The sequence below is a fragment of the Bradyrhizobium campsiandrae genome (genome assembly GCF_014529705.1).
In the GTDB taxonomy this organism is placed as follows: Bacteria; Pseudomonadota; Alphaproteobacteria; order Rhizobiales; family Xanthobacteraceae; genus Bradyrhizobium; species Bradyrhizobium campsiandrae.
The window spans coordinates 95544-113244 of sequence record NZ_JAANIH010000026.1 but is presented as its reverse complement, the minus strand read 5'-3'; the positions used below and the strand labels follow the sequence as shown (position 1 = coordinate 113244).

10 protein-coding genes are annotated in these 17701 nt (G+C 64.8%); 4 read left to right on the top strand and 6 right to left on the bottom strand.

The annotated features are described in order from the left end of the window. Positions 1-1379, top strand: a 1379-nt coding sequence (locus G8O24_RS20555; protein ID WP_438503268.1) for an outer membrane beta-barrel protein, incomplete at its 5' end; no start/stop codon positions are given. 257 nt (positions 1380-1636) lie between these two features. Here the strand turns inward: G8O24_RS20555 and G8O24_RS20550 are convergent. After that, positions 1637-3088: a glutamate synthase subunit beta gene (locus G8O24_RS20550; protein ID WP_188102446.1), complete on the bottom strand. Its 1452-nt coding sequence runs from the start codon at positions 3086-3088 to the stop codon at positions 1637-1639. Positions 3089-3234: 146 nt separating this feature from the next. After that, on the bottom strand, positions 3235-7968 hold the full coding sequence (gene gltB, locus G8O24_RS20545; RefSeq protein WP_188102444.1) for a glutamate synthase large subunit: 4734 nt from the start codon (positions 7966-7968) through the stop codon (positions 3235-3237). Positions 7969-8459: 491 nt separating this feature from the next. On the opposite strand from gltB, the gene G8O24_RS20540 reads away from it, so the two are divergent. Then, the gene (locus G8O24_RS20540) at positions 8460-9191 is read left to right on the top strand and encodes a hypothetical protein (protein ID WP_188102443.1); all 732 of its coding nucleotides are present in this window, start codon (positions 8460-8462) and stop codon (positions 9189-9191) included. A gap of 141 nt (positions 9192-9332) precedes the next feature. Here G8O24_RS20540 and G8O24_RS20535 read toward each other — a convergent pair whose 3' ends face one another. After that, positions 9333-10103: an alpha/beta fold hydrolase gene (locus G8O24_RS20535; RefSeq protein WP_188102441.1), complete on the bottom strand. Its 771-nt coding sequence runs from the start codon at positions 10101-10103 to the stop codon at positions 9333-9335. A gap of 158 nt (positions 10104-10261) precedes the next feature. Next, positions 10262-10726 carry an Hsp20 family protein gene (locus G8O24_RS20530; protein ID WP_188102440.1) on the bottom strand — a complete coding sequence of 155 codons (465 nt, stop codon included), beginning with the start codon at positions 10724-10726 and terminating at the stop codon, positions 10262-10264. A 216-nt stretch (positions 10727-10942) separates the two neighbouring features. Here G8O24_RS20530 and G8O24_RS20525 point away from each other — a divergent pair, with 216 nt between their 5' ends. Beyond that, positions 10943-11890, top strand: coding sequence for an alpha/beta fold hydrolase (locus tag G8O24_RS20525; RefSeq protein WP_188102438.1), 948 nt, complete (start codon positions 10943-10945; stop codon positions 11888-11890). A gap of 118 nt (positions 11891-12008) precedes the next feature. Here the strand turns inward: G8O24_RS20525 and G8O24_RS20520 are convergent, their stop codons facing one another. Both G8O24_RS20520 and G8O24_RS20515 read right to left on the bottom strand, forming a co-directional pair. Further along, a complete protein-coding gene (locus G8O24_RS20520) occupies positions 12009-14816 on the bottom strand; it encodes a di-heme-cytochrome C peroxidase (protein WP_188102436.1) in 2808 nt (935 codons plus the stop codon). Positions 14817-15001: 185 nt separating this feature from the next. Beyond that, the gene (locus G8O24_RS20515) at positions 15002-16798 is read right to left on the bottom strand and encodes an adenylate/guanylate cyclase domain-containing protein (protein WP_188102435.1); all 1797 of its coding nucleotides are present in this window, start codon (positions 16796-16798) and stop codon (positions 15002-15004) included. A gap of 224 nt (positions 16799-17022) precedes the next feature. Between G8O24_RS20515 and G8O24_RS20510 the strand changes: the two genes are divergently transcribed. Next, on the top strand, positions 17023-17655 hold the full coding sequence (locus G8O24_RS20510; RefSeq protein WP_188102433.1) for a LysE family translocator: 633 nt from the start codon (positions 17023-17025) through the stop codon (positions 17653-17655). The last annotated feature ends 46 nt before the right edge of the window (positions 17656-17701 follow it).

The window sequence follows — 17701 nt, the reverse complement described above, 5'->3', positions numbered from 1 at the left end:
CAGACGGTTGGTCGTGGCATCTTGTTGCGTACTGTTGTGTTACAAGGATCCGGGACCGGCCGGTCTCACCACCACCCCCTTCGTCGGCGGCTGCAGAGGGGTATAAGAGACGGCCGTCGGAGACCGCGCACAAGGCCCCGGTGCCGCCGGCGATGGCGGGCAACGTGCCCGGCCAGCCACTGCGGCGCCGCCTCAGGGCCGACGACGATGCGTTCGGCGCGGTCGGCGACTACGCCGGCAGCTTTCTGATCAAGGGCGGGCTCGAGCTCTCGGCGGGCTACGACACCAACCCCGCGCGTCTCAACAAGCCGGTCGGCTCGCCGGTCTATGTCGTCGCGCCTGACCTGCTCGTGGTGTCCGACTGGGAGCGCCACGCGCTGGTCGCCGATCTGCGCGGCTCCTTCTCCGGCTACACCAACAACATGCCGGCGACGATCGACGGCTTCGCCTCGCCGTCGCCGGTCGAGATCAACCGCCCCGATTTCACCGGCCATGTCGACGGCCGCTTCGACGTCGACCGCGACCTCAAGCTGACCTCGCAGTTGCGGCTGCGGCTCGCCACCGACAATCCCGGCAGCCCGAACGTGCAGGCCGGCCTGCAGAAATATCCCGTCTATGCCGCCTACGGCACCACCCTCGGCTTCGACCAGACCTTCAACCGCTTCCAGGTCGCGGCCGGCGCCACCATCGATCGCACCGCCTATACCGATTCAAAGCTCACCGACGGCTCGACCTTCAGCAATGACGATCGCGACTTCAACCAGTATGGCGGCGTCGGACGCTTCTCCTATGAGCTGAAGCCGGGCCTCAAGCCCTTTGTCGAGATCGAGGGCGACAACCGCGTTCACGACCAGGCCGCGGACCGCAACGGCTATTTGCGCGACTCATCCGGCGGCTACGCCAAGGTCGGCTCGTCATTCGAGTTCTCGCGCATTCTCACCGGCGAAGTCTCGATCGGCTATTCCGCGCGCAGCTATGTCGATCCGCGCCTCAGCCAGCTCTCGGGCTTCCTCACCTCAGGCTCGCTGATCTGGAACGCCAGCGGGCTGACGACGGTGAAGTTCAACACCGACACCCAGATCGCGGAAACCACCATCCCCGGCTCCTCCGGCGTGCTGGTGCACACCTACGCCGCCGAAGTCGACCACGACTTCCGCCGCTGGCTCACCGCGATCGGCAAGTTCACCTACGGCACCTACGACTACCAGAACCAGGGCCGCAACGACAAAACCTACTCGCTCGAAGGCAATCTGATCTACAAGCTCAACCGCAACATCTGGATCAAGGGCTCGCTGCGCCACGACATCCTGGATTCGAACCAGCCGGGCTCCAGCTCGCAGGGGACGGTGGTGATGCTGGGCGTGAGGTTGCAGAATTGAGGATGCTCGGCGGCAGAGCGTGGCCTCCGGCGGAGCCAACCCTCAGGTGTCGTCCCGGCGAAGGCCGGGACCCATACCGCGTGATCCATCGATAGACACGGGTATCAGTACCGCGCGAAGCTGAATAACTACCAGTCTTCGCCAAACTACTCCCTGTGGTTATGGGTCCCGGCCTTCGCCGGGACGACACGCTTTGTTGGGCGAGCGGAGTTGCAACTCACTTGCTGTCTGTCTCAGACTGCACAGCTCGCCGCACCTTACCGCGGCAGATCCGTCTTCCCCATCAGGAACGTATCGATCGACCGTGCGCACAGCCGGCCCTCGCGGATGGCCCAGACCACCAGCGATTGGCCGCGGCGCATGTCGCCGGCGGAGAACACGTTCGGACGCGAGGTCTGGTAGTCGAGCGTGTTGGCCTTGACGTTGCCGCGGGGGTCGAGGTCGACCGCGAGCTGCTTCAAGAGGCCCTCATGCACCGGATGCACGAAGCCCATCGCGAGCAGCACCAGCTCGGCCTCTAACTCGAACTCGGTACCTTCGATCGGCTTGAACTTGTCGTCGACGTGCACGCAGTGCAGCTTCTTGATCTTGCCGTTCTCGCCGGAAAACTTCTGCGTCAGCACGGCGAATTCGCGGATCGCGCCTTCGGCCTGGCTGGAGGACGTGCGCATCTTCAGCGGCCAGTTCGGCCAGGTCAGGGCCTTGTTCTCGCGCTCGGGCGGGGCGGGCATGATCTCGAGCTGGGTCACGCTGAGCGCGCCCTGGCGCAGCGAGGTGCCGATGCAGTCGGAGCCGGTGTCGCCGCCGCCGATCACGACGACATGCTTGCCGCCAGCCAGGATATCCTTGACGCCGTTCAGCGGCTCCTCGGAGACGCGGCGGTTTTGTTGGGGCAGGAAGTCCATCGCATAGTGGATGCCTTCGAGCTCGCGGCCGGGGATCGGCAGGTCGCGCGGAGCTTCGGCGCCGCCGGTCAGCGCGATCGCGTCGTACTGGTTGAGCATCTCGCGCGGATCGACATTGCCGGCCGCGCCGACATGGCTGTTGTAGTGGAAGGTGACGCCTTCGCCTTCCATCTGCTTGACGCGGCGGTCGATGACGCCCTTCTCCATCTTGAAGTCGGGGATGCCGTAACGCAGCAGGCCGCCGGCCTTGGCGTACTTCTCGTAGACATGGACGTCGTGGCCGGCGCGGGCGAGCTGCTGCGCGCAGGCCATGCCGGCCGGACCCGAGCCGATCACGGCGACCTTCTTGCCGGTCTTGTGGGCGGCGATTTCGGGCTTCAGCCAGCCATTGTCCCAGGCGCGGTCGACGATCGCGCATTCGATCGTCTTGATGGTGACGGGGTTGTCGTCGATGTTGAGCGTGCAGGACGCTTCGCACGGCGCCGGACAGATGCGGCCGGTGAATTCAGGGAAGTTGTTGGTCGAGTGCAGGTTGCGCGAGGCTTCTTCCCAGTTGCCCTGATAGACGAGGTCGTTGAAGTCAGGGATCTGGTTATTGACTGGGCAGCCGGGCGTGCCCGGCGCGACCGATCCGGTGCCGTGGCAATAGGGAATGCCGCAATTCATGCAGCGCGCGGCCTGGTCGCGCGTTTCCTTCTCGGTCAAGGGAACGACGAACTCTTTGTAATGCTTTACGCGCTCGGCGACCGGGGTGTACTTGCGGTCGTGCCGTTCGATTTCGAGAAAACCCGTGATCTTGCCCATTAAAGCTCGAAGTCCCTGCCGGCTAGTTCGTCTGTTGTTCCTCAACCGTCATTGCGAGGAGCGAAGCGACGAAGCAATCCAGTCTGCATCAAGGAAGAAAGTCTGGATTGCTTCGCTGCGCTCGCAATGACGGGGTGTGATGCTCGTTACGCCCCGATCGCGATTTTCGGCTCGGCGTCCGCGTTGGCGGCCATTTCGCGCAGCGCGCGCCGGTACTCGACCGGCATCACCTTGCGGAATTTGGGCAGCCATTCCTTCCAATTGGCAAGGATGTCGGCGGCGCGCTTGGAGCCGGTCGCTTTGGCATGGCGCGTGATCAGGACGTGCAGCCGCTCGACGTCGGAGGCGAGCAGGTTTTTGAACACGTCGACCCGTCCATGCGCCTCGAGGTCACCGGAGTGATGATAGGTGCCGGCGTTGATCAGCTCTTCCGACAGCACCGGCTCGAGCTCGACCATCGCCATGTTGCACAGCTTGTCGAAATCGCCGCTCTCGTCGAGCACGTAGGCGATGCCGCCGGACATGCCGGCCGCGAAATTGCGGCCGGTCTTGCCGAGCACGACGACGATGCCGCCGGTCATGTATTCGCAGCAATGATCGCCGGCGCCTTCGACCACGGCGACCGCGCCCGAGTTGCGCACGGCGAAGCGTTCGCCGGCGACACCGCGGAAGTAGCACTCGCCCTGGATGGCGCCGTACATCACGGTGTTGCCGACGATGATGCTCTCTTCCGGCACGATGCTGCTGTTGGCAGGCGGCTTGACGATGATCTTGCCGCCCGACAGGCCCTTGCCGACATAGTCGTTGCCTTCACCCTCGAGCTCGAAGGTGACGCCGTGGGCGAGCCAGGCGCCGAAGGCCTGACCGGCCGTGCCCTTGAGGCTGACATGGATGGTGTCGTGCGGCAGGCCCGCATGGCCGTAGATCTTGGCGACCGCGCCTGACAGCATCGCGCCGGCGGAGCGGTTGGTGCTGTTGATGGCAGCCTCGATCTTCACCGGCGCGCCGCGGTCGAGCGCGGGCTGCGCCTTCTCGATCAGCGAGCGGTCGAGCACGGCTTCCAGATGATGGTTCTGGCGCTCGGAGTGATAGATCTTCTGGCCCTTCTCTTCCTTCTGCTTGACGAACAGCTTGGAGAAGTCGAGGCCCTTGGCCTTCCAGTGCGCCACCAGCTTGGTCTGGTCGAGCAGTTGGACCTGGCCGATCATCTCGTTGAAGGTGCGGAAGCCGAGCGAGGCCATGATCTCGCGGACCTCCTCGGCAACGAAGAAGAAGTAGTTGATGACATGCTCGGGCTGGCCGGTGAAGCGCTTGCGCAGGACGGGGTCTTGCGTCGCGACGCCGACCGGGCAGGTGTTGAGATGGCACTTGCGCATCATGATGCAGCCGGCCGCGATCAGCGGCGCGGTGGCGAAGCCGAACTCGTCGGCCCCTAACAGCGCGCCGATCACGACGTCACGGCCGGTGCGGAAGCCGCCGTCGACCTGGACCACGATGCGGCTGCGCAGCCGCTCGCGCACCAGCGTCTGATGGGTCTCGGCAAGGCCGATCTCCCAGGGGCTGCCGGCATGCTTGATCGAGGTCAGCGGCGAAGCACCGGTGCCGCCCTCGAAGCCGGCGATGGTGACGTGGTCGGCGCGCGCCTTGGCAACGCCCGCGGCCACCGTGCCGACGCCGATCTCGGAGACGAGCTTGACCGAGACGTCACCCGTCGGGTTGACGTTCTTGAGGTCGTAGATCAGCTGCGCCAGATCCTCGATCGAGTAGATGTCGTGGTGCGGCGGCGGCGAGATCAGGCCGACGCCCGGGGTCGAGTGACGCACCTTGGCAATAACAGCGTCGACCTTGTGGCCGGGCAGCTGGCCGCCTTCGCCGGGCTTGGCACCTTGCGCCATCTTGATCTGCATCATGTCGGAGTTGACGAGATACTCCGTGGTGACGCCGAAGCGGCCCGAGGCAACCTGCTTGATCGCCGAGCGCATCGAATCGCCGTTCGGCATCGGCTTGAAGCGGTCGGCTTCCTCGCCGCCTTCGCCGGTGTTCGACTTGCCGCCGATCCGGTTCATGGCGATCGCGAGCGTGGTGTGCGCCTCGCGCGAGATCGAGCCGAAGCTCATCGCACCCGTGGCGAAACGCTTGACGATGTCCTTGGCCGGCTCGACCTGCTCGATCGGGATCGGCTTACGCTTCTCTTCCTCCGCGTTCTTGATCCGGAACAGGCCGCGCAGCGTCAGCAGCCGCTCCGATTGCTCGTTGAGGATCTTGGCGAAGGCACGGTAGCGCTCCAGCGAATTGCCGCGCGCGGCATGCTGAAGCAGGCCGACCGATTCGGCGGTCCAGGCATGGTCCTCGCCGCGGCTGCGATAGGCGTATTCGCCGCCGACATCGAGCGCGGTCTTGTAGACCAGCGCCTCGCCGAACGCGTCGGCATGACGGCGCACGGCTTCCTCGGCGATCTCGGCCAGGCCGACGCCCTCGACGCGGGTATGCGTGCCGGCGAAGAACTTGGCGACGAAATCCGCCTTGAGGCCGACCGCGTCGAAGATCTGAGCGCCGCAATAGGACTGGTAAGTCGAGATGCCCATCTTGGACATCACCTTCAAAAGGCCCTTGCCGATCGACTTGATGTAGCGCTTGACGATCTCGTAATCGTCGAGCGAGCCGGGCAGGCGGTCCTTCATCGCGATGATGGTTTCGAACGCGAGATAGGGATTGATCGCTTCGGCGCCGTAGCCGGCGAGGCAGGCGAAGTGATGCACTTCGCGCGGTTCGCCGGATTCGACGACCAGGCCGACCGAGGTGCGCAGGCCGGTGCGGATCAAATGATGATGCACGGAGGCGCAGGCCAGCAGCGAGGGGATCGGCACGCGGTCGGTGCCGACCATGCGATCGGACAGGATGATGATGTTGACGCCCTCGCGCACGGCGCTTTCGGCGCGCGCGCAGAGCTCGTCCAGCACCTGGTCCATGCCGGCCGCGCCGAGACCGGCGTGGAAGGTGGTGTCCAGCGTGCGCGACTTGAAGTGCGATTCCGCGACATCCGAGATCGAGCGGATCTTTTCCAGATCCGCGTCGGTCAGGATCGGCTGGCGCGCTTCCAGGCGCTTGGTGGTGGCAAGGCCCTGCAGATCGAACAGGTTCGGCCGTGGTCCGATGATGGAGACGAGGCTCATCACCAGCTCCTCGCGGATCGGATCGATCGGCGGGTTGGTGACCTGCGCGAAGTTCTGCTTGAAGTAGGTGAACAGCGGCTTGGCCTTGTCCGACAGCGCCGAGATCGGCGTGTCGTTGCCCATCGAGCCCGCGGCTTCTTCGCCGGTGGCCGCCATCGGCGTCATCAGGATCGCGATGTCTTCCTGGCTGTAGCCGAACGCCTGCTGGCGATCCAAAAGCGACAAGTTCGAGCGCACGCCCGTGGTCGGCACCTTCGGCAGGTCCTCCAACACGATCTGGGTCCGCTCCAGCCACTCCTTGTAGGGATGGCTGCTGGCGAGCTCGGCCTTGATCTCGTCGTCGGGGATCAGGCGGCCCTGCTCGAGGTCGACCAGCAGCATCTTGCCGGGCTGCAGCCGCCACTTGGTGATGATCTGGTCCTCGGGGATCGTCAGCACGCCCATTTCGGACGCCATCACGATGCGGTCGTCCTTGGTCACGAGATAGCGCGCCGGCCGCAGGCCGTTGCGGTCGAGCGTGGCGCCGATCTGCCGGCCATCGGTGAAGGCGATCGCGGCGGGGCCGTCCCACGGCTCCATCAGCGCGGCGTGATATTCGTAGAAGGCGCGGCGCTTCTCATCCATCAGCGGATTGCCGGCCCACGCCTCCGGAATCATCATCATGACGGCGTGCGGCAGCGAGTAACCGCCCTGGACCAGGAATTCGAGCGCGTTGTCGAAGCAGGCGGTGTCCGACTGACCCTCGTAGGAGATCGGCCAAAGCCGGCTGATGTCCTTGCCGTAGAGCTCGGAGCTCACCGAGGCCTGGCGCGCCGCCATCCAGTTGGTGTTGCCGCGCAGCGTGTTGATCTCGCCGTTATGGGCGATCATGCGATAGGGATGCGCCAGCGACCAGGCCGGGAAGGTGTTGGTCGAGAAGCGCTGGTGCACCAGCGCGAGCGCGCTCTCGAAATCCTTCTCGTGCAGATCAGGATAGTACTTGCCGAGCTGGTCGGCGAGGAACATGCCCTTGTAGATCACCGTGCGGCAGGACATCGAGCAGGGGTAATAGCCCGCAAGGCCGCGGTCGCGGCGCTGGTAGATCGCCTGCGAGATCGACTTGCGCAGGATGTAGAGCCGGCGCTCGAACTCGTCCTCGGTCTTGGCGGTGCCGTTGCGGCCGATGAACACCTGCATGCAGGCCGGCTCGGTCGGCTTCACGGTGACGCCGAGCGAGGAATTGTCGGTCGGCACGTCGCGCCAGCCGAGCAGGGTCAGGCCTTCGGCCTTGATCTGGTCGGCGATGATGCTCTTGATGACGTTGCGCCAGGCGGTGTCGCGCGGCATGAACAGCGCGCCGATGGCGTATTCGCCCGGCGCCGGCAGCTCGAACTTGTTCTCCTTGGCCTTGCGGCTGAAGAAGGCGTGCGGGATCTGCACCAGGATGCCGGCGCCGTCACCGGCGCGCGGGTCGGCGCCGACGGCGCCGCGATGCTCGAGGTTGCAGAGGATGCTGAGCGCGTCCGAGACGATCTCGTGCGACTTCTTGCCCTTGATGTTGGCGATGAAGCCGACGCCGCAGGAGTCCTTCTCCAGGCTGGGATCGTACAGGCCTTCGGCTTTGGGGCGCGAATTGTGTTCCTGAATCGGATCGGTCGTTTTCGAGGCGACCGTCGCCGACAGCTGTTCTGCCACGATGTTTCCGCGCTCGAATTGCGACCCGTTCATTGTTCCAATCCTCTCCGTGCGGCAAGCTGTCTCACCGCCATCTTCGGCGCACCTTCGGCGTTCCGCGGCACCCGCCTCTGGGTCACCGCTCGTCCGCTGCGAGCCGCATTTTCTTAAATTCAGGCCAAGGCGTTCTTCGTCCCCGAGAACGGCTTTTCCTGCTAGCCTTATGGTGCTCGGAAGCACCGACTTTCGTTGCAATCCCTATGCCGGAACCGCAAGCAAAATTGAGACAGCTTTCCTGTCCTAACCATCACCTTGCCAAATTTTTGTCTAGCACACAAGCGCGCGGAAGTCCCGATTCCCGATAAGTCAATCAATCGCTTTCCGAAAGTTGCGCGGCCCCGGTTTTGAAGCAAACGCGCCCTGATCCGGCCCAAGCCGCGCCGAAATCCCGAATGAAGCTTCGGATCAGCCCTTCGAAGGGCGCGCCACGCCGCAGGAAGCGAAACAGCGCGCGTCGTCAGGGGCCTGACAGGAGCGTGTCGACCATGAAGTTTTTCACAGGATGTGTGGCCGCCGCAGCGCTGGCGCTGGTGGCAAACGCCGCAGAAGCCCAGGTGCCGACGAACGGACCCGCGCGCGGGGCCTTGATCGCGGTCTCGGATTTCGACGGACCCTATCGCTCACCCGAAGCCGCGCCACCGCCGCGTTACGGCTACGGCTATGGCTACGAGGAACGTGGCGAGGGGCCGGCGCTGCTGCCGGCAACCGAGGTCTACGCGGTCTTGCGCGACAACGGTTTCTCGCCGCTCGGCATCCCGCGCCTGCGCGGCGCCGTCTACACCATCGCGGTGATCGATCGCCACGGCGACGACGGCCGGCTCGTGATCGACGCCCGCGATGGACGAATCTTGCGCTTCATGCCGGCTGCCGATGCCTATGGCATGGCGCCGCCCTATGAGGAGCCGTCGGTTGCACCTTATCGGCCGCAAAGTGCGTTGCCGCCGCCGACCATGGTCCGTGGCGGCCCGCCGCGTCCGCCGGCACCGATTCCGCACGTCGCCAGCCGGAACGTCCCGCTGCCGAAGGCTTCTCCGCAGCGCGCCGAGACGCCGGTGGCAGCTGCCAAGCCCGCCGAGCCGGCCGCGCAGCAGACCGCCGCCGTGCAAGCCAAACCTGCCGAGGTCGCGCCAGCCACGCCCCCGACCGTCGGTCAGGCCAAGTCCGCCCTTACCATCTTGCCGACACAGGAGATGCCGGCCGTGCAGGGGCTGGATTAGGGCACCCCTGCGCATCATACCAACGGTGTCGTCCCGGCCTAATGCGCAATTGCGCACTAGGCCGGGACGACATCGTGGAGGGAGTTGGGCAAAACAAAAGGCGCCTGAGATTCAGGCGCCTTTGCATTGTACGCAATCACCTCAGCTCCGCGGATATCCCGCCGCCTCCAGGATCAGATTCGCCACCTCCTTCGGATGCGACACCAGCGAGAGGTGGCCGGCATCGAGTTCGATCGTGGTGGCGTTCATGCGCTTGGCGAGGAAGCGTTCGAAATCGGGATTGATGGTGCCGTCATTCTTCGACACCGCGTACCAGCTCGGCTTCGTATGCCAGGCGGCTTCCGTGGTGCGGCCGGCGAAGATCGAGGCGGCGGTCGGCCATTGCACGGCGTAGAGTTCCCTGGCGCGCTCAGGCGCGACGCCGTTGGCGAAATATTTCAGGAAGGCGTCTTCCGAGAGCTTGGTGTAGCCGTCGCGCTCGACGATGCCGGCGCGTGCCGGGCCGGTCGGAAACTGCTTTGACAGCGCGACAAAGTCCTCGTTGGCGTCGGGCGCGCGCGCGGCGACGTAGACGAGGCCCGTCACCTTCGGATCGGTGCCGACCTGGCTGATCACGGTGCCGCCCCAGGAATGCGCGACCAGCACCGTCGGGCCATCCTGCTCGGCCAGCACACGCTTGGTCGCCTCGACCGATTCGGCGAGCGAGCCCAGCGGATTCTGCACCGCGGTGACGTTGAGGCCGGCGGCCTGGAGGATCGGGATCACCTCCGACCAGCTCGAGCCGTCGGCCCAGGCGCCGTGCACCAGCACGACGTTCTTGGCCTTCACCGTCTGCGCTGTCTGCGCATGGGCAAGGCTGAGGGGAGCCGCCAGCAGGCTCGCGGCGACGAAAAGGCTGCGCCAGAAAGTCATGTTCGTTCTCCGTCTTGTTTTTGGGTCGCGATGTCCAAAAGACGGAGCGTGCGGCCGCAGCGTTACGCGCTTCACCGCTCTGTGATGCGGTGCAAAACGCGAAAAAAACGCCCCGGGGCACCGGGGCGTTTTCGCAACTTGCTGGCTGTCGATTGGCTTTACGCGGCGACCGAGCTCTCGATCACCTGCGCCTTGGCGGCGCCGGTGTTGATCGCGATCTGGCGCGGCTTCTTGGCTTCGGGAATCTCGCGTACGAGGTCGACATGGAGCAGGCCGTTCTCGAGCGAGGCGTCCTTCACCTGCACGAAGTCGGCGAGCTGGAAGGCGCGTTCGAAGGCGCGGGCCGCGATGCCCCGGTAGAGCACCTCGGATTTGCTGTTCTCATTGGCGACTTTCTCGCCCTTGATCGTCAGCGTGTTTTCCTTCGCGACGATGGAGAGCTCATCCTTGGCAAAGCCGGAGACCGCAACGGTGATGCGGTAGGCATTCTCGCCGGTGCGCTCGATATTGTAGGGGGGATAACCGGGGCTGCTGCCGTCCGAACCGGCCTGGTCGAGCAGGTTGAAGAGGCGGTCAAAGCCGACGGTGGAACGATAGAACGGGGTGAGATCGTAGGTGCGCATGGTCAAGTCCTCCATTGAGCGACTGTTGGTAAACCCGCCCGCCAATCGGGCCGGGCTCATCTCTGTGTGCAGCCTGATGTTCCGGGTCCGAAACACTGGTAGCGGCCTGCACTGAGATGATATGGGTGGGTCCAGACGGCGTTCAAGAGGGCGGTAGCGGCGCCTTTTCGGCGCTCCCGCCCCTTGATTTGCAGCACTTGGCGCCTACGCACTCTCATGACGCTGGTCTCGATTCCGTCCAACCCCGTGCCCGAAAATGTCGTCAGTGGCACCATCAAGACGCCCGACGGCGTCGAGCTGCGATTCGCGCGCTGGGCGCCGCCGGCGAACCGCAAGGGCACGGTCTGCGTCTTCACCGGGCGCAGCGAGCAGATCGAGAAATACTTCGAGACCGTGCGCGATTTGCGTGACCGCGGCTTTGCCGTGGCGATGATCGACTGGCGCGGGCAGGGGCATTCCTCGCGCCGCCTGCGCGATCCGCGCAAGGGCTATGTGCGCAACTTCGCCGACTACGAGATCGACGTCGAGACCTTCGTGCAGCAGGTGGTGCTGCCGGACTGTCCGCCGCCGTTCTTCGCGCTGGCGCATTCCATGGGCGGCGCGGTGCTGCTGCGGCTGGCGCATGCGCAGAAGCGCTGGTTCGATCGCATGGTGCTGACCGCGCCGATGATCGACTTGCCCGGCCGGGCCACGTCGTTTCCGGTGCGGGCCTTGTTGAAGACGATGCGCATGCTGGGGCGCGGCAGTGCTTACGTTCCCGGCGGCGGCGATCAGATCACCGGGCTGTCGCCCTTCATCAACAATCCCCTCACCAGTGATCCCGTGCGCTATGCGCGCAACGCCGCGATCCTGGAGGAGGACCCGACGCTGGGTCTCGCCTCGCCGACGGTCGCCTGGGCCGATACCGCCTTCCGCGCCATGCACACCTTCAAGGGCGTGAACTACCCGTCCGAGATCCGCCAGCCGATCCTGATGCTGGCGGCCTCCAACGACACGGTCGTCTCGACCGCGGCCATCGAGGAGTTCGCCTATCATCTGCGCGCCGGCTCTCATCTGGTGATCGCCGGCTCCAAGCACGAGATCCTCCAGGAGCAGGACCGCTACCGATCCCAGTTCTGGGCGGCGTTCGACGCCTTCGTGCCGGGCACGCCGCTGTTCAAGTGAGGTGCGGCTCCGCTCTCCGTCATTGCGAGGAGCCCTTGCGACGAAGCAATCCAGAGTCCCTCCGCGGAACGATTCTGGATTGCTTCGCTTCGCTCGCGATGACGGTGTGAGAAACACCTCACAGCGTCTTCAGATACTCGATCAGATCGTAGCGCTCCTGCTCTTTGAGCAGGCGGCCGATCGTGCCGTACTTGCCGGGACCTGGCGGGCCATCGAACGAATGGCCGGCATTGCTGTTGCCGTAGATCTCGGTGCCGTCGGAGTCTCGTGTCGAGAAGCGCGATTGCCCGGTCTTGCAGCTCTCGCCGTCGGTGACCGCAAAGCCGACCTGCTTCGGATCGTAATCGCGGCCGCCACCCATGCAGAACGATTTCGGACGCTCGGCCGCAGGGCTCAGCATCCACCAGAGCGAGGGCACCGATCCGTTGTGCAGATAGGGCGCGGTGGCCCAGACGCCGTTGAGCGGGCGCGCGCGATACCAGGGCGGCGGCTCGTTCTTCTCGGTCGATTGCGGACCGGGATTGGGGCAGTTCTTGCGCTTGCCCCACCAGAGATCCTGGGCCTTTGGAGGAATCCCGGCATCGTCCATCGCCTTGCGGCTGACGATGTCGACCAGTACCATCAGGCCGAGCGAATAGGGCATGTCGGTCGACGACACCTCGGGCAGCTTGCAGTCCCACCAGGTATTGAGGTTCTGCGTGGGATCGAGCTTGAGGAAGCCCGGCACCTGAACCGTCCGCGTCGCCAGCACGCTGGCCTGGGCGGGGTCCGTCCCCATCCCCTTGGCGCTCATCTGCACCTCGTTCAGGAATTTGGCTTCGCCGATGGTCTCCCACCGTGACGAGGACCAGATGCTCTTGTCGGGAAACTCTGTGTCGAACACGGCATCGTTGACCGGGCCGAGATGGCATTCGACGCAGATCTCCGCGTAGAGCTTGCGGCCGCGCGTGACGCGCTCGCCATCGATCTTCCACGCCGCGTCGCCGAAAATGTCCGATGGCCATTTGGGCGATGTCAGTCCGGAGAGCTGCTTCTTCGGATAGGGCGCCGACCCCTTCAGCAGGTCCTCGATCCAGTTCAAATTCTTGATGTCCATCGACGAGCGGAACAGCGCGTCCTTAGGGGTGGCGTCGGACAAATTGAGCAGCGCGGTGACGCCGAGCGCTTCGCCGGCGTTGCGGATCAGCGGCTGTTCGATGGACGCGTCATATTGCGCATATTTGAGCCAGGGCACGGTCCAGATCGGCGGGAAGCTGACCGGCGCGTCCTTGGCATGCAGATTCTTCTCGAAGCCGCTGAGGCCGCTGATCGTCATATCCTGGGCGAACACCTGGTTGCCGATGCGGTTGAGCGCGTCGAGGCGGCCGTAGCCTTCCTCGGTGTCCTGCTGCTGCTCGTCCCGCTTGGTCTTCTGGTTGAACCTCGTCTTGCCCGCGATGGTCTTGTCGTAGGTCGTTTCCCAGTCTTTCAGGAACGTGCCGATTGCTTGCAACTTCTGCTTCAGCGCATCGCGATCGGCGTCGCTGGCGGAGGCGCCGAGCACGCGGTCGGCGAAGCGCGTGAAGCGACCCGGCACGAGCAGCGTGTAGGCGATCGACAGGCCGGTGGTGATCTCGAGCTTCCTGAGGTCGGTCATCGCCGGGCCGCCATCGAAGCGGATGTCGATGCCTTTATAGTGGATCTGGCCGGTATGGCAGGCGGCGCAGGTCAGGCCGATCCGGTCCTCGCCGAGCTTGCCGGTCGCAGGATCGGGCACGCCGCTCATGCGCGCAAAGCCGACGGGCAGGCCGTCGACATTCTCGGCCTGCCTGCCCCAATTGACCGGCGGATCCCACAGACGCGCCGGCACCGGCCTGGTCTTGTCGTAGACATTGGCATAGCCGAACCGGCGCAGCGTGGCGTCGTCGGTGTTGATCGTCTGCGGGCTGGGGATGAAGCCGAAACGCTGGAGATGGTCGCTGTCATGAAGCATCCCGGGCTTTGCGAAGAAATGCAGCCGCGGCTGCTCGAGCGCCATGAACCAGCTATACGGCACCGGGAAGGTCGCGGTGCCCTGGCTGGCGTGATGAAACCAGTGCCGGTCCTCCAGCGCCCAGTTCTGCTCGAGCCAGTATGCGGCCCGCGGCTCGACAAGCTTCGGCAAGGGCGGGGCCACGAACTGGCCGATGACGTGCGGCAGCATCGGCTGGAATTGATCGGGAAAGCGCAGCGCCACGATGCCAAGGACCAGAGCTGCGGCGGCGAGACCGCCGATCGCGCGCAAGATCAGCGAGGGCGGGGTGACCGGCTGGGCGACCACTCGCTGGGTGATCCTGTCAGGGAATTTGCGCTCGTTGAACAATGTCCTCACCTCGGCCACGCTGAGATAGCGGTCGTCACCCTGACCCTTGCCCATGATCTTGAGCAGGATCGGCCATTCGAACTTCATCAGGATCGGGTAGTACCAGCGCGCCTGATTGCCGGCGCGCTTGAGATTGTCGTTCATGAAGGTCTGGATCTGCGAGGCGTTGAGCCCGGTCTCGGCGCCGCCGTCAGGATCAGCATAGGTGGCGCCGAAACCGGCGAGCCGCGCCATCTCGTCCTCGTTGACCTTGCCGTCGACGCCGAGGATGCGCGAGCCGGCTCCGAGCTTGTCGAGCGGGCCACCGCGCAAGCGGTTGAGCTGCGCGCCCCAGAAGATGCTCTGCAGGATGTGACAGGCACCATTGGCGATCAGCGCGACGCCGCGGACCTGGATGCGGGCCGAGATCTTCTTCAGCCCGGTCTCGCCGCTCGCATTTGCGATGGTCTGCGACAGCGTCCGGAGCGGCACCGTCCCGCCGTCGACAAAGCCTTCGCCGACGAGGCCGCGCAGGAACGGGCAGGGATTGTTCGGCGAAACCTGGATCGAAGGGTCGAAGGGGGGCTTCGAGACGGGGTCGTGCATGGCCCAAAATCCTGCAGACAGCGACAAAATCCTGACGACAGCGAATCATGAATACGGACGCGCCGATACAGCGCGGAAAGTCCTAACAAACCGACAGCGACCCTATACTACTTCAACGTGCAAAGAAGTGTGGCCCAATTCACTGTCGTGTCAATAAAGCCTAAAGGCGAGATCGCAGCGTGCCCTCAGGATTCGGCGGCGCGTCTGACGTCGCTCTGGACCAGGGTGAGCTTGCTGGCCGGGACACCGGCCTTCAGCAGTCCATCGCGGTAATGCGCGATGTCCTCGGGCCGTTTCCAGTGAAAATTGCGCAAATGGCGGTCGACATTCAGGGTCGGGTAGTTGCGCATCAGCACGGCCGTTGCCTCGGTCGCTTCGCCGGTCCGGCCCATCTGCGCGAGCGCGGCGGCGCGGATCGCCAGCGCCTGCATGTGGTTCGGGTTGACGTAAAGCTGCTCGCGAGCCCAGGACAGGGTCGCGTCATACTGGCGCAGCAGATAGTGGCTGAAGGCGTTCAATGCCGCCCATTGATAGCGCGGATCGCTGTTGTCGCGCTGGGCCGCCATCGAGAACAGCTCGATCGCCTGGCGTTGCTCGCCGATGACGAAGTGGCAGATGCCGAGCACGCCGCGCGCGCCCATGTCGTAAGGGTTGAGCGCGACCGCGCGCTTGGCGGCATCCATCGCAGCCTCGTCGTGGCCTTCCATCGCATGCGCCCAGGACAGGATCGAGAAGGCGAAGGAGGAGCGCGGGTCGAGCCGCACGCTGGTTTCGGCGAGGCTCATCGCTTCCGCCCACATCTCGCGCGTACCCTTGACCCAGCCGAACTGGATGCTCTGGATCTGGATCGTGGCGAGATAGGCATGCGCGATCGACAGTTTTGGATCGAGCGCGATCGCCTCCCGGAACAGCGCGACCGCGGTGCTCAGGTCTTCCTTGGTCTGCCTGTAGTAATGCGACAGGCCCTTCAGGAAGCGGTCCCAGGCGGTGACGTCGTTGGTCGGGCGCGCGGGCGCGGAGGCCTCGGCGCGGACGATCTCGGTGGCGATGGCCGCGGACAGATTGGTGGTGATCTCGTCCTGCATCGCAAAGAGGTCGCCGATGTCACGGTCGTAACGGCCGGTCCAGAGCTGCTCGCCGGTCTCCGGCGCGATCAGCTCGGCCGTGACGCGGATCTTGGCGCCGGCGCGCCGCACCGAGCCCTGGATCAGATAGGTGGCGTCGATCTCGCGCGCGATCACGCGGGTGCTCGCATTCTTGCCCTTGAAGGCAAAGGTCGAGTTGCGGCTCAGCACGCGATAGAAGGATTGCAGCGACAGCGCGTGGATCAGATCCTCGGTCAGGCCGTCGGAGAAATACTCGTCCTGCGCGTCGCTGAGATTGGCGAACGGCAGAACGCCGACGATCGCCGTGCGGTAGGCCTGCGACAGCGCCGCGCCTTCCTTCAGCTCGGGCGCGCGTGCGGGGGCGCCGTCGGGCGTCCAGGTCCAGACCCCGACCGGATCCTTGATGTTCTTGAAGCGGTGGTTGCCGCCGTCGACCAGCGGCACCGCAAGATGCTTGCTGGCTTCCTTGTACGCCTTGGCCGAGATCGCGAATCCGCCGGGGCTCGCCACCGATTCCAGCCGGACGGCAATGTTGACGTCGTCGCCGAACACCTCGTCCTCGTCGGCGATGACGTCACCCATGTGGATGCCGAGCCGGAACTGCATGGCGCGGTCGGCGGGCAAATGGTGATTGCGCTCGGCCATCAGCACCTGCATCGCGATCGCCGCTTCAGCGGCACCGACGATGGAGGGGAATTCCAGCAGGAAGCCGTCGCCGGTGTTTTTGACGACACGGCCGCCGTGATTGAGGATGATCGGGTGGATCGCGCTGCGATGGGCCTTGAAGGCGGCGTGGGTGCCGGCCTCGTCAGTGCCCATCATGCGCGAATAGCCGGCGACATCGGCGCAGACGATGGCAGCCAGACGTCTTTCCATATCCTCGGAGCTCCAAGGGAAACAGCCCGGCCACTTGCGTGGCGGGCCCGCGAATCCCGCATTTCAAGAACCGGGCCTTTATAGAGCAGATGCGGCCGAGCGAAAGTATGATCCGCATTGCAAATTTGATGCAAATCTCAGGCAGTTCCGGTGGTGGACGGCGGGAAGCGAACCGATTAAGCCCAATGCTCAAGGCCGCCGGGCCGGCGGCAGGAGCCTTTGTCATGCTGGGCATTCACGAAATCTGGCTCTTCGTCCTGTCCGGTGTGCTGCTCAACATCACGCCGGGGCCGGATACGGTCTATGTGATCGGCCGCAGCATGCAGATGGGCTGGCGCGGCGGAGCGGCGGCGGCTTTCGGCATCAGTTGCGGCTGTTTCTTCCATGTCGCGGGCGCCGCGATCGGCCTTTCGGCGCTGTTGATGGCCTCATCCACCGCATTCTCGATCCTGAAGCTGGTCGGCGCGGCCTATCTGGTCCTGACCGGGCTTCAGATGCTGTGGTCGCGCCCCGCGCTGGTGGCGATCAAGGACGAGGCGGAGCGGAGTTCGCTGCGGCTTGTGTTCCTCCAGGGCGTCTTCACCAACGCGCTCAATCCCAAGGTCGCACTGTTCTTCCTGGCGTTCCTGCCTCAATTCGTCGCAGCCGATGCGCCGCACAAGCCGCTGGCCTTCCTGACGCTCGGCCTGATCTTCATCTGCACGGGCACGCTGTGGTGCCTGGTGCTGGCGGGGTTCGCGGCCAGGGCCGCTCACCGGCTGCGGCAGTCCGAGGGCGTGATCGCCTGGGTCAACCGTGCCCTTGGTGGCCTCTTCATCTATCTCGGCATCCGCGTCGCCATGCTGGAGGCGCGATAATTCATTCGAACGAATGAGGCGGGCTGACCCACGCTACGATCGTCTC

What these genes read in the sequence shown, in the direction of transcription:
- G8O24_RS20520 (WP_188102436.1), bottom strand. Translation starts at nt 14,816, where the DNA reads ATGCACGACCCCGTCTCGAAGCCCCCCTTCGACCCTTCGATCCAGGTT.
- G8O24_RS20515 (WP_188102435.1), bottom strand. Translation starts at nt 16,798, where the DNA reads ATGGAAAGACGTCTGGCTGCCATCGTCTGCGCCGATGTCGCCGGCTAT.
- G8O24_RS20510 (WP_188102433.1), top strand. Translation starts at nt 17,023, where the DNA reads ATGCTGGGCATTCACGAAATCTGGCTCTTCGTCCTGTCCGGTGTGCTG.
- G8O24_RS20550 (WP_188102446.1), bottom strand. Translation starts at nt 3,088, where the DNA reads ATGGGCAAGATCACGGGTTTTCTCGAAATCGAACGGCACGACCGCAAG.
- gltB (WP_188102444.1), bottom strand. Translation starts at nt 7,968, where the DNA reads ATGAACGGGTCGCAATTCGAGCGCGGAAACATCGTGGCAGAACAGCTG.
- G8O24_RS20525 (WP_188102438.1), top strand. Translation starts at nt 10,943, where the DNA reads ATGACGCTGGTCTCGATTCCGTCCAACCCCGTGCCCGAAAATGTCGTC.
- G8O24_RS20540 (WP_188102443.1), top strand. Translation starts at nt 8,460, where the DNA reads ATGAAGTTTTTCACAGGATGTGTGGCCGCCGCAGCGCTGGCGCTGGTG.
- G8O24_RS20535 (WP_188102441.1), bottom strand. Translation starts at nt 10,103, where the DNA reads ATGACTTTCTGGCGCAGCCTTTTCGTCGCCGCGAGCCTGCTGGCGGCT.
- G8O24_RS20530 (WP_188102440.1), bottom strand. Translation starts at nt 10,726, where the DNA reads ATGCGCACCTACGATCTCACCCCGTTCTATCGTTCCACCGTCGGCTTT.